Here is an 11,769-nt window from a genome sequence, read left to right as displayed (position 1 = left end):
CGGGCCTGGGTGATGGTCTTGCCGGCCTCGCTGACGATCAGCTGGGCGAAGGACTCGGCGCGCCGCTGGATCAGGTGGGCGGCGCGTTCCAGGACGGAGGCTCGGGAGGCGCGGGAGAGCGCGGCGGCGGTGCGGCGCCCGCATCTGGCCTGCTGCAGGACGCTGCCGATGGCGCCCGCGTCGACGGTGGGCACCGAGGCGATGACCTCGCCGGTGTAGGGGTTGTGCACGAGCGTGGTGTCGGTACCGAGTTCGATGCCGGGGGGTACGGCGGTGTCAGACACGGTGGGTCTCCTTCAGAGCGGGGCGGGTGGGGGCGGTGTCGTCGTCGGCGTGGCGCTGGTGGATGGCGGTGATGTCCGACAGCAGGGCGTAGGCGGTCTCGATGCGCCCGGCGCCCGGCGCCCGGGCTCGGACACCGTGACGGCGCCGAGAAGGCTCGGGTCGTGGACGTCGATGGTGCCTCGGGCGCCCGCTCGGCCGCCGCCGATACGGGCGACGGCCTCATGGGCGGCGGCCCGGGCGGCCGGGTCGGCGGTGAGGAGTTGTGTGGTGGAGGTTCGGCCAAGGTGATCAGGTCGGGGTCGAGGCCGTTCCGCTCATCCTCGTGCGCTTTCTGCCCGGTGGCTGCGGTAGTCGTCGAGCCAGCCAAGACCTTCGCTCGTGCCGGCGCGGGGGCGGTACTCGCAGCCGGTCCACCCGTCGAAGCCCAGCTCGTCGACCACGTCGAGCAGGTGGCGGACGTTGAACTCCCCCTGGTCGGGCTCACTCCGGTCGGGCACGCCCGCGATCTGCAGATGACCGACCCGGCCGGTCGGCAGGTCGCGGCGCAGTGTCGTGGTGAGGTCGCCCTCGACGATCTGGCAGTGGTAGAGGTCGAGCTGCACCTTGAGATGGGAGGCTCCCACCTCCTGCACCACGGCGTGGGCCTCGGCCTGGGTGCTCAGGAAGTACCCGGGCATGTCTCGGCCGTTGATCGGCTCGATCAGGATGTCGACGCCTGCCGCGGCGGCCCGTTCCGCGGCCCAGGCCAGGTTGGTCAGGTAGGTGTCGCGGTGCTTGGCCCGCTCGGCCGGTGTCGCGTCCGGTCGGACCAGCCCGGCCATCAGGTGCACCCGAGGGCAGCCCAGCACCCCCGCGTACTCCAGCGCCCGGTCCACGCCGGAACGCGTCTCCGCCTCACGTCCGGGCAGTGCCGCCATTCCGCGCTCTCCGGACTCCCACGCTCCTGGAGGTGCGTTGAAGAGCACCTGCACCAGGCCGTGGTCGTCGATTCGGCGGCGCAGTTCGGCGGCGTCGTACGCGTAGGGGAAGAGATACTCGACCCCCTGGAAGCCATCAGCCGAGGCCGCGGCGAAGCGGTCGAGGAAATCGTGCTCGTTGTACATCATGGACAGGTTCGCTGCGAACTTCGGCATGATGGCTCCTGTGTTCCGGCCGGGGACGGCCACGGTCAGTGGTTCGATCACCTCGCTCCGCAGCCTCCCTGCCATTGCGTGGTCTCCAAGGTCCTCCCTGTGGCATGGGCAGGTTCAGCCGTCTGCTCGTTCAGCACACGCACCGCGTTCTCCGTTCCGCTGCGCGGGCTGGAGAGCACGGGCTTGCCGACCGCTTCGGCGATCGCGGGAGCCAGCGGTGCCATGGATGCCTGCGCCAGCACGATCACCTCGGCCTCCTTGGCCAGCGCCCGTGCCCCGTCCAGCACTATCGCGTCGTGGCGGTCGCGGTCACCGGACATCAGCACCGAGAAAGCGCCCTCGCACAGTCGCTCCTGGACGGTGATGTCGCGGCCGGCCGCCCGGGCCTTCTCCTCGACGAGGGCACGGGTCGGCGGCAGCGTCGTGGGGACCGTCGCCAGGACGCCGATGGCGCCCGCGGTCTCGACCGCTGACGCGGCCATCGCGTCGTCGATCTTGACGATCGGGACGGAGACCAGGCGTCGGGCCACGTCGATCGCCGGACCGACCGAGGAGCAGGCGGAGAAGATGACGTCGGCGCCCGCAGACTCCGCGGCCTGGGCCAGGTGCACCATGCGCCGCGTGCTGGCAGGTGAGACCTCACCGTCGCGCGCCACGGCTGCGAGTACGTCGCTGTCGACGAAGTGCAGGACCTTGGCGTCCGGCGCGAGTTCCGCAAGGTACTCGTTGATGACCGAATCGGGGCTGACGAACAGCAAGCTGGTGTGCAACACGGCGATCGAGGCAGTGGTGGACATGCTGGCTCCAAAAGGGTGAGGTATCGGCGCGTGCGCCGATGAGGGCACGAGAGCATGAGACGAAGTGGTGCGAACCGGCCACGATGCGCACGGCCGGGGGAGTACGCCGGTCTTGTGTCCGTCGCTGTGGTGCGGTCCCAGGTCAGCGGGGCTGAAGTTCAGGTCATGCGTGTCCCCCTTCAGCGCGGGGGCTCAGCCGGCCGATGACGTCGAGGGCGGTGTCCCGGACCGCGTCGCGGCCCGCCGCCCACAGGGAGACGATGTCGGAGCCGGGCAACGCGGACGGGAGCGTCTCGCGGGTGGCCTCCAGATAGGCGCGGCGCAGTTCGGCGTTGACGTTGACCTTGGCGACGCCTCGGGCGAGGGCGCCGTGCAACTCCTCGACGGGCAGACCGCTGGCGCCGTGCAGGACGAGCGGGACCGGTACGGCCTCGTGGATCGCGGCCAGCCGCTCCAGGTCCAGGCGGACCGGGTGCTGCGTGAAGCCGTGGACGTTGCCGACGGCGACCGCGAGCGCGTCCACGCCCGTCGCGGCCACGAATTCGGCCGCCTGCCGCGGGTCGGTCATCGCCGCGGCCTGTACGACGGCGTCGGTGGAGACGTCCTCGTCGCCCGGCAGGGCACCCAACTCGGCCTCCACCCAGGCACCGTGGTCGCGAGCCCGGCGGACCGCCTCCTTCGTCAACGCGATGTTCTCGGCGAACGGCAGATGGGAGCCGTCGACCATGACGGAGGTGTAGCCCGCCTCCAGGCAGGCGGTGATCTCGTCCAGGTCCCGGCTGTGATCGAGGTGCACACCGAGGCGGGCGGCGGAGTGTCCGGCCGCGTGCAGCGCCAGCCGCATCAGGGCCTCGCGGCCGGCGTGCTTGAAGGGACTGGAGCCCGCCTGGATGATCACCGGACGTCCGGCGGCCTCCGCGGCGGCCGTGACGCCCTGGACCGTCTCCAGGTTGTAGGCGACGAACCCCGGCAGAGCGTGACCGGCGGCCGCGGCCTCCTTCAGGGCATCGGTTCCGTGCAGCAGCATCAGGCACTCCTGAGGAGGTCGAGGGCGTCGGCGAGGGCGTCGGCGCCCCCGACGTTCCCGGCGAAGACGATGTAAGGGATGCCGGCGGCGGGGCCGTCCACGGGCTCCCAGAGCGAGACGATGCCCGGCAGCAGCGTGCCCCGGGCCCAGGCACGGCGGATCCGAAGGCCGTGGGTGGCGGTGTCGCTGGAGGTGATACCGCCCTTGGCGACGACGAAAGCGGGCCGCCGGGTGGCGTTGACCTGCCGTACGGCCTGAACGAGCGCGGCGGAGACCCGGCGGGAGATCGCCAGACTGTCGTCCGCGTCGGCGCCCGTCACCAGCACGCGAGAGGTGCGGATCACCGCGTCCGCCGAGTCCAGCGCGCCGGCGGCCGCGGCCGCGACCTCGGCGATGTGGGCGTCACGCCGCTCCTCGTCGAGCAGCAGGGCCACGTCCAGTTCGTACTCGGCGATCCCGCCTCGCTCCCGCAGCCGGTCCAACTGCCGTGTCGTCAGCGCCACATGGGACCCCACGACGACGAGACCGTGCGGCGCGTTGCCGCGCAGCGGGCGCAGTTCGGCCGGGGTGAGCGGTGCCCGCCCGGCCTGTCCGGCGCGGGCTCTGACGAAGGACGGCCCGACCCGGTACAGCAGCCGCGTGCCGTTCTCCTCCGCCTCCGCGAGGGCCAGGGCGAGCACCCGCAGATCGTCGTCGCACACCGCGTCGACCGCGGCCACTTGTCCGCCGCGCAGCGAGGACAGCAGCCGCGCCGTGTGCCCCGGGCCGCCGCCGCGCAGGTCGTCGAGGGTGACGCACAGGACCTCGTCAGCGGGCACGCGTCCGCCCGTCTTCTCCTCGACCCACTCGGGCAGCGACGAGCTGCGGTAGCCGAAGGTCGCGTCGCGGGCGAACTCGCTCTCGCCGACCGGGAGCAGTCCGTCGGCGGTCCGCATCCAGTGACGGGAGCCGACGGTCAGCCGGCCCGCCTCGATGTAGGCGGGGACCAGCACCACACCGTCCGGAGCACCTGCGCCCAGCTCGGTCAGCTCCTCGGCGAGGACATCGGTCTCCAGCGGGAAGTGGCCGCGCAGGGTCGAGTCCCCGCGGCTGGCCAGGACGTAGCCGGTGCCCTCGGCCGCCGACGCCGCGTGCAGGGCGCGGACCACCTCGCGGTCGCGGGCGGCGGCGTCCTCGGGCGACAGACTGCGCGTGTTGGTCAGGACGAAGAAGACGGAGCTGTCCTGGCGCAGCGCCCAGCGCAGGTCGTCCACCGTCCAGGACGTCAGGACGGGCACGTCGGTGACCGTCTGGGTGCCGGTCGGGTCGTCGTCGAGGACGACGAGACGGGGACCGCCGGATATCCGGGCGGCCACCTCCGCGGCGCTCACCTCGCGCACGGAAGGCAGCCCTTCCAGCACCGCGGCCTCGGGGACGGGCCGCGTCTGGGCATGAGGGGGTAGAGACATGGCGAATTCCTGGTCTGTTACGAGTAGGAGAGGGAACGTCAGCCGAGGTGGCGCTTGATCACGTCACACCAGGGCTTGACCCGGTCCCGCGACGGAGCAGCTCGGCGAGGGTGCCGGCGGGCAGCAGGCCCTTGTCCAGGACGAGTTCGGCGACTCCGCGTCCACTGGCGAGGGCCTCCTGGGCGATGCCGGTCGCCGCCTCGTAGCCGATGTACGGGGTGAGGGCGGTGACCAGGCCGATGGAGTTCTCCACCGCCGCCCGCAGCGCCTCGGTGTTGGCCGTGATCCCCGCGACGCACCGCTCGGCCAGGGGCAGGCAGGCGCGCTCCAGGTGCGTGATGCTCTTGGAGAGGGAGTGCCGGATGATCGGCTCGAAGGCGTTGAGCTGGAGCTGCCCGGCCTCGGTGGCCATGGTGACGGTGACGTCGTTGCCGATCACCTTCAGGACTCGCCGTGCGGACGGCAGGACCTCGGTCCCCATGCCGTCACCGGGGGTGAGGACGATGCGGTGGTTGGTTCGTCATACGGCCGATTGCACCAGCGGGCCGGGCAGCGCGTCCAAGACACAATCCCGATGTGCCTTATAAGGTCGTCCTATAAGGCAACCTGCTCGCGGTTTCGTCAGCGCTCCGTCCAGGAAGGCCATCGCCGCCGGAGTCGACCACACCTCTACGGCTCCCGACCCGACCAGGGCTGCTCGGTCCGGGGACGCCTGGGCGTGCGTGACCCCGCGCTGCCTGCCTGGCCCGCGACAGGCCGTTCACCGACGCGGTCGGAAACGCTCAAACTGAGCTCGGGAAACGATCTTCGTAGCGGCCCGAAAAGGCGCTGACCAGTGCATTTCGTCGATTCCCCAACACCGGCGACCTCGGCCGCCAGGACGCCGACGGGTACTTCTGCGGGCAGTGCGCCTTGCGCGGCGGCGGCCTGGTGGCCCTCCTGACCGAAACCGTGTACGGACTGGGCACGAACGCCGAGGACCCCACCGCGTCGCCCGCATCTTCCGGGTCAGGGACGTCCGCCCTCCCACCCTCTGATTGTTCACATTGGTGGCGCCGAGCTGCTGGGCGACTGGGTCCAGGACGTGCCCGCGACGGCGCGCCTGCTCGCCGAACACTTCTGGCCGGGACCCCTCATGCTGGTCCTGCGGCGCGGTTCCCGGGTGCCCCTCGAAGCGACCGGTGGACTCTAAAGACAGTGGCCTTCGCGCGTCACCCCGCCGGGCCGCAGGGCGGAGTGGTACCGCAACCGCTGGGTGCGCCAGACCGCGGTCCGTGGAGGTGGCCGCCAACACCCACGTCATCGGCCACGCGGGCCGGACTCTGGCCCTGGTCGAGGGCGGCACCCTGCCCTACGAACTCGGCCATGACCTCACCACTCTGTCGTCCTGTGACTTCGACGGCACCCTCCCCGGGGGATTCACCGCCCACCCCAAGGCGGAACGCGCCACCGGCGAACTCCACGCCGTGGCCTACATGGCGGGCCTGCCCAACGTCACCTTCCACGTGCCCCGAGGGCCGGGTCACCCGCACCGAGAACATCTCCGTGCCGTCAAGCGCGATGATGCACGACTTCACCCTGACCCGGAACCACGTCCTCGTCTACGACCTGCCGGTCACCTTCAGCCTCGAGGCCGCCCTGCGCGGCGCACCGGTTACCTACGAGTGGAACGACGCGCACCAGGCCCGCACAGGGGTGATGCCGCGGGCGGGAACCGCGGCCGACGTGCGGTGGGTCGATGTGGATCCCGTATGGACTTCCACACGCTGAGCGCCTACGACGACGGGGAGCGCGTGGTTCTGGACGTGGTCACCCACCCGAGGATGATGTCCAACGCCACCGGCTCGATCGAAGGCCACGGCACGCCCGCCCTGGACCGCTACACCCTCGACCCGGCCGCGGGGAAGGCCACCGTGCAGCGCCTCGACGACCGGCCGCAGGAGTTCCCCCGGATCAACGACCGGCTGACCTCGCTGCCGTACCGCTACGGCTACACGGCGGCCACCACCGAGTTGATCGAGTCCTTCGCCGGCACGCGCGAACTCGACCAACTCGGTGACGACGCGTTCTCCAACCGGGTCATCAAACACGACCTGCACCGCGGCACCCAGGAGATCCGCACATTCGGCCGGGGGCAGGCCTTCGGCGAGCCGCTCTTCGTGCCTGCGGCATGCGGCGTGGCCGAGGACGACGGTCATGTGCCGGCGTTCGCGCACAATCCCGAGCGCTCCGCCACGGACCTGGTCATCCTCTCCGCCCAGGACATCACCGCGGATCCCGTGGCCACCGTTCACCTGCCGGCCCGGGTCCCCCTCGGCTTCCACGGCAGCTGGATCCCCGACGCGGGCTGACAAGGAGCCCTGGGTCGGCGCCCGCTTCGGAGGGCCCGAAGCGGGCGCCGATCAGTCGTCCTGCGGGTAGGTCGTGAAGTAGTGCTCCCTGGTCTGCGCGAGCCGGGTGCGCGCGACGGCGAAGTCCAGGACGGCGGGGCGGCCGGCCGCGTTCTCCGCGAGGGCGCGCTTCAGTGCGTCAGGTACGGCGGCCGGGTCGTCGACGCGTTCACCGTACGCGCCGCATGCCTCGGCCAGGCGGGCGAAGTCGGGCTGGAAGGGGAACTCGGTGTCCTGGATGCGGTTGCCGTAGGTGTGTTCCTGGAGGTCCCGGATGGAGCCGAGGGCGTCGTCGTTGAGCACGCACCAGGTGACTGCGAGTCCGTACTGGGCGGCCATCGGCACGATGTTCATGACCATTTGGAAGGAGCCGTCGCCGACGAAGCACAGGGCGGGCCGCCGCGGGTGGACCAGGCGGGCGGCGGGCAGGGCGGCGGCCGCGAACCCCATGCCGTAGAAGCTGGACGGGGTGATGACGGAGCGCGGTCGGTAGACGCGGAAGAAGGGGAACGCGCCGCCGATGTGCTGGGCGAGGGCGCCGACGTCGACGCCGAGGACGGTGTCGCGGGGGAAGACGGAGCGGGCGGTGCGGATGACGCGGGCGGGATGGATCGGGGCCCTGTCGTCGAGTGCCATGCGGTCGACGGCGGCGTCGAGGGCGGTGATGTCCTGGAGGAGGCGCTCCGTGCGGCCGGGGGAGGCGTGTGTGTCCTCGGGCAGGGTGGTGAGCAGTTGCTCCAGGACTCTCTTGATGTCGCCGTTGACGGGGACGTGGGCCGGGATGGCGCGGCCCAGTTCGGCCGGGTCGATGTCGACCTGGATGTAGGTGGCGTCGGGGGACGGGAGGGCGGTGGGCTGCCAGTTGGTCTCCATCTCCTCGAAGCGGGTGCCGAGGCCGAGGACCACGTCCGCCTCGGCGAGCAGCCGTTTGGCGACCGGGTTGCGGTGGGCGCCGAGGCCACCGGCCGCGAGGGGGTGGTCGTCGGGGAGGCTGCCGCGTCCGGCGAGGCTGGTCAGTACGGGGGCCGACAGGCGTTCGGCCAGGGCGCGCAGTTCGTCGAAGGCGCCGGAGGAGGCGACTCCGCCACCCGCGACGAGGAGCGGGCTGCGGGCAGCGGCGAGGGCCGCTGCCGCGGCGTCGACGGCCGGTTGATCGGCGGCGAGCCGGGCGGGCGGGCCGACCGGCAGGTACGGCTTGTCGGGGACGTCGAGGGTCAGCAGGTCACGCGGGATGTCGATCAGGACGGGGCCCGGCCTGCCGCCGCGGGCGCGGGCGAAGCCCTGCCGCAGGACGTCGGTGAGGAGGTCGGCCCGGTCGACCCGGACCGACCACTTGGTGACGGGGGCGAACACCTGGTCGGTGGCGACCTCCTGGCTGGCGCCCCGGTGCGCGGTCGCTGTGGCGCCGCGGCCGCCGAGCACGATCATGGGCAGGGCCCCGACGTATGCCTCCGCGACCGCAGTGAGGGTGTTGGTGACGCCCGGTCCGGCGGTGACAAGGACCACGGCGGGCGCGCCGGTGAGCTGGGCGTACGCCGCCGCCATGGCCGCCGCGTGATGCTCATGGCGTACCAGGAAGCTGCTGATGCCGGGCGTGCGGTGGATGGCGTCGTAGAGGGGCAGGACATGGCCGCCCGGCATGCCGAAGACATGGCTGACGCCCTCGGCCCGCAGGGCATTGACGATGGCCTGACCGGCGTTGATCTCGCCCATGGCGGCGCGACTCCTGTTCTGGCGTGCTGGTTGAGGGTGTCCGGTCAGAACGGGTAGGGGGCGATCCGGGGGCGCGCGGTCAGCCACTGGGTCTCGGTGAAGGCCTCGATGTTGGCCTCGGGGCCGCCGAAGCGCGAACCGGTACCGGAGGCGCCGACGCCGCCGAAGGGGGCGTTGGCCTCGTCGGAGACGGTCTGCTCGTTGATGTGGACGATACCGCTGGGAACCGCGTCCGCGATGGCCATGGCGTCGCCGACGTCTCCGAGGATGCCGAGGGAGAGTCCGTACTCGCTCTCGGACGCGAGAGCGATGGCCTCTTCCGTCGTGGCGAAGGGCACGACGGGCGCCACGGGGCCGAACACCTCGTCCGTCCAGGCGGGCATCGCCGGGGTCACGGCCGCCAGCACGGTCGGGGCGTAGAAGAGGTCCTGGTAGGTGCCGCCGGCGGCGAGCCGGGCGCCGGCGGCCACGGTCCGCCGCACGAGGTCGTCGACGCGCCCGAGCTGCCGGTCGTCGATGAGCGGGCCGAGCGCGACCTGACCGGACGCCGGGTCGCCGACGGGCAGGTGGGTGGCCTTGGCGGACAGGGCTTCCACGTAGGCGTCGTGCAGGCTTTCGTGGACCAGGTGGCGGCCGGTGGACATGCATATCTGGCCCTGGTGCATGAAGGAGCCGAAGGCGCCGGCGGAGGTGGCCAGCGCCAGGTCCGCGCCGGGCAGCACGATGAGGGCGTTGTTGCCGCCGAGTTCCAGGTGCGTGCGCTTGAGATGGCGGGCACCCAGCTCTCCGACCCGGCGGCCCGCCGCCGTGGAGCCGGTGAAGGAGACGACGCGGACCTCAGGAGCGGTGACCACGGCCTCGCCCACGTCGGCGCCGCCGGGCAGTAGTTGGAGGAGTCCCTCCGGCAGACCGGCTTCCTGGAAGATCCGTACGAGGGCGACTCCGCCGCACACCGCCGTGCGCGGGTCGGGCTTGAGGAGTACCGCGTTGCCCAGCGCGAGGGCCGGGGCGACGGAGCGGATGGACAGGATGACCGGGAAGTTGAAGGGGGCGATGACGCTGACCACGCCCGCCGGGCGGCGCCGGGCGAAGCTCCAGCGTGCCTCGTCGGACGGCAGCACGGTGCCGTGCGGATGGCTGGGCAGCGCGGCGGCCTCGTAGCACTCCTGGGCGGCGATGTGGGTCTCCAGCGCCGCCTTGGGGCGGATGGCGCCGCTCTCGCGGACGATCCAGTCCTGGATCTCCTCGGCGTGCGCCTCCCACAGCGCGCCGGCCCTGCGCAGGACGGCGGCCCGCTCCCCGGGCGGCCGGGCCGCCCACTGTGCCTGCGCGGCCGCCGCTCGGGTGGCGGCCTTGCGCGCGTCCTCCGCGTCGGCCAGCCCGATGGCGCCGAGCCGGTCCCCGGTGGCGGGCTCGATGACCGGGGCGGTCCCGCCGGAACCGCCGGACCAGTCGTCGGCAAAGATCTTCGCAGTCCATGTGTCCGCGTCGAGAAAGCTCACGATGCACTCCCTGAAGTGATTAGACATCACAGTATTGTCGAGTGTTTGAATATCGCAAGACCTGTGTGCAGATACTCCTTCCACCTGCAGAAGTCTTGTTGCCGACATCGTCAGACTGCTTAGATATCTTAGATTGTTGACTACTCCGCAGGAGGTAGCGATGTGCTCGATGCACCCCACGGCGGCAGCGGCGCCCCAGGTCTCGGCCGCAACCACGGCCATCGACCATGTCGGACTGTCGGTCCGTGATCTCGACGCGGCCGTCGTCTTCTACACCAAGGCCCTCGGACTCACCGAGGAGTTCCGCTTCGAGGTCGAGGACCAGCGCATGCGTGCTGTGGTGCTGCGCGGCGCCGACGGCTACGCGGTGGAGCTCATGTCCCGCCCCGATTCGGTCCCCTCGCCCCCCGCGTCCGACCCGAACTCGGCCGTACTGCGCCAGGGTTACGGGCATTTCTGCCTTCGGGTGACCGACTTGGAAGGCATCTACGACCGAGTGCTCGCCGCGGGCGCCTCGGTGATCGTGCCACCGGGCCCGGCCCCCCACCCCGATGTCCGCTTCGGCTATCTCGCCGATCCTGAAGGCAACCTGATCGAGCTGATCCAGATTCGCGAGGGAGCAACGCTGTGACCGGCACACCGTTCATGGAGGGGAAGTCCGGACTGGTGACGGGCGGCGCCGGCGGTATCGGCCGGGCCAGCGCGCTCGCCTTCGCACGGGCGGGTGCCGCGGTGGTCGTCAGCGACCTGGAGAGCTGCCGGGACGGCGGGGAGCAGACGGTCGAGCTGATCGGGAAGGAGGGCGGCCGTGCCGTCTTCGTTCCCTGCGACGTCACCCGCGAAGCGGACCAGGAACGGCTGGTCGCCGAAACCGTACGGGCTTACGGGCGGCTGGACTTCGCGCTGAACAACGCCGGCGTCGAGTACCAGGGGAGCCTCGTCGACATGGAGGCCGCCGACTTCGACCGGGTCATCGCCGTCAACCTCAAGGGCGTCTGGCTGGGGCTGAAGCACCAGATCCGGCAGATGCTCGCACAGGGCGGCACCGGCGCGATCGTCAACACGTCCTCCCTGGCCGGGCTGGTGTCGCCGCCGCTGCTCGGAGCGTACGTGGCGAGCAAGCACGGTGTGCTCGGCCTCACCAAGACGGCCGCCGTGGAGTACGCCGAGTCCGGGATCCGGGTGAACGCCGTGTGTCCTGCCTCCATTCGCACACCGCTGATGGACGCGCTGACGGACGATCAGCTCGCCCAGTGGGTCGGCCGCATGGCCATCAAGCGGCTCGGCGAGCCGGAGGAGGTCGCGGCGGCGGTGGTGTGGCTCTGCTCGGATCAGGCGAGCTTCGTGACGGGGGTCGGTCTGCCGGTCGACGCGGGGGCGTCGGCGATGTGAACCCTCCGGCGGAGGATGACGAGGCAAGTGCCGGGCGGGACCCACGAGTTCGGGTCCACCCGGCACTGTGTCGTCCGAACGG

Annotated in this window: 10 protein-coding genes and 2 pseudogenes; 4 read left to right on the top strand and 8 right to left on the bottom strand. The window is 71.4% G+C overall.

From position 1 onward, the window contains the following. The 6 genes and pseudogenes from ACZ49J_RS32020 to aspA all read right to left on the bottom strand — a co-directional run. The coding region (locus tag ACZ49J_RS32020) for an aldehyde dehydrogenase family protein (protein WP_467453900.1) at positions 1-284 on the bottom strand (284 nt) is incomplete at its 3' end. 315 nt (positions 285-599) lie between these two features. After that, positions 600-1,418 carry a 2-oxo-tetronate isomerase gene (otnI, locus tag ACZ49J_RS32015; RefSeq protein WP_467453901.1) on the bottom strand — a complete coding sequence of 273 codons (819 nt, stop codon included), beginning with the start codon at positions 1,416-1,418 and terminating at the stop codon, positions 600-602. Positions 1,419-1,465: 47 nt separating this feature from the next. Continuing rightward, on the bottom strand, positions 1,466-2,215 hold the full coding sequence (locus ACZ49J_RS32010) for an aspartate/glutamate racemase family protein (protein ID WP_467453902.1): 750 nt from the start codon (positions 2,213-2,215) through the stop codon (positions 1,466-1,468). A gap of 163 nt (positions 2,216-2,378) precedes the next feature. Further along, positions 2,379-3,242 carry a class II fructose-bisphosphate aldolase gene (locus tag ACZ49J_RS32005; RefSeq protein WP_467453903.1) on the bottom strand — a complete coding sequence of 288 codons (864 nt, stop codon included), beginning with the start codon at positions 3,240-3,242 and terminating at the stop codon, positions 2,379-2,381. Then, the gene (locus ACZ49J_RS32000; RefSeq protein ID WP_467453904.1) at positions 3,242-4,690 is read right to left on the bottom strand and encodes a four-carbon acid sugar kinase family protein; all 1,449 of its coding nucleotides are present in this window, start codon (positions 4,688-4,690) and stop codon (positions 3,242-3,244) included. Before ACZ49J_RS32000 ends, ACZ49J_RS32005 begins: the two co-directional genes overlap by 1 nt. Before the next feature lie 58 nt (positions 4,691-4,748). Next, a pseudogene (aspA, locus tag ACZ49J_RS31995) lies at positions 4,749-5,132 on the bottom strand (aspartate ammonia-lyase); the annotation flags it as partial. A 591-nt stretch (positions 5,133-5,723) separates the two neighbouring features. Between aspA and ACZ49J_RS31990 the strand changes: the two are divergent. Then, positions 5,724-5,882 carry a Sua5/YciO/YrdC/YwlC family protein gene (locus tag ACZ49J_RS31990; RefSeq protein WP_468351126.1) on the top strand — a complete coding sequence of 53 codons (159 nt, stop codon included), beginning with the start codon at positions 5,724-5,726 and terminating at the stop codon, positions 5,880-5,882. Next, a pseudogene (locus ACZ49J_RS31985) lies at positions 5,872-7,041 on the top strand (carotenoid oxygenase family protein). Before ACZ49J_RS31990 ends, ACZ49J_RS31985 begins: the two are co-directional and overlap by 11 nt. 51 nt (positions 7,042-7,092) lie before the next feature. On the opposite strand, the gene ACZ49J_RS31980 reads toward ACZ49J_RS31985, so the two are convergent. Both ACZ49J_RS31980 and ACZ49J_RS31975 read right to left on the bottom strand, forming a co-directional pair. After that, a complete protein-coding gene (locus ACZ49J_RS31980; RefSeq protein WP_467453905.1) occupies positions 7,093-8,793 on the bottom strand; it encodes a thiamine pyrophosphate-binding protein in 1,701 nt (566 codons plus the stop codon). Between the two features lie 44 nt (positions 8,794-8,837). Continuing rightward, positions 8,838-10,295, bottom strand: a complete 1,458-nt coding sequence (locus ACZ49J_RS31975) for a benzaldehyde dehydrogenase (protein ID WP_467453906.1) — start codon at positions 10,293-10,295, stop codon at positions 8,838-8,840. 136 nt (positions 10,296-10,431) lie between these two features. On the opposite strand from ACZ49J_RS31975, the gene ACZ49J_RS31970 reads away from it, so the two are divergent. Together ACZ49J_RS31970 and ACZ49J_RS31965 are read left to right on the top strand one after the other, a co-directional pair. Beyond that, positions 10,432-10,926, top strand: a complete 495-nt coding sequence (locus ACZ49J_RS31970) for a VOC family protein (RefSeq protein ID WP_467453907.1) — start codon at positions 10,432-10,434, stop codon at positions 10,924-10,926. After that, positions 10,923-11,687 carry a glucose 1-dehydrogenase gene (locus ACZ49J_RS31965; RefSeq protein WP_467453909.1) on the top strand — a complete coding sequence of 255 codons (765 nt, stop codon included), beginning with the start codon at positions 10,923-10,925 and terminating at the stop codon, positions 11,685-11,687. The genes ACZ49J_RS31970 and ACZ49J_RS31965 overlap by 4 nt, the downstream gene beginning before the upstream one ends. The last annotated feature ends 82 nt before the right edge of the window (positions 11,688-11,769 follow it).

Source organism: Streptomyces sp. NPDC030840, from assembly GCF_055572015.1.
The sequence above is the reverse complement of the archived record's forward strand: the minus strand, read 5'-3'. Positions and strand labels throughout refer to the sequence as shown.

What these genes read in the sequence shown, in the direction of transcription:
- otnI (WP_467453901.1), bottom strand. Translation starts at nt 1,418, where the DNA reads ATGCCGAAGTTCGCAGCGAACCTGTCCATGATGTACAACGAGCACGAT.
- ACZ49J_RS32010 (WP_467453902.1), bottom strand. Translation starts at nt 2,215, where the DNA reads ATGTCCACCACTGCCTCGATCGCCGTGTTGCACACCAGCTTGCTGTTC.
- ACZ49J_RS32005 (WP_467453903.1), bottom strand. Translation starts at nt 3,242, where the DNA reads ATGCTGCTGCACGGAACCGATGCCCTGAAGGAGGCCGCGGCCGCCGGT.
- ACZ49J_RS32000 (WP_467453904.1), bottom strand. Translation starts at nt 4,690, where the DNA reads ATGTCTCTACCCCCTCATGCCCAGACGCGGCCCGTCCCCGAGGCCGCG.
- ACZ49J_RS31980 (WP_467453905.1), bottom strand. Translation starts at nt 8,793, where the DNA reads ATGGGCGAGATCAACGCCGGTCAGGCCATCGTCAATGCCCTGCGGGCC.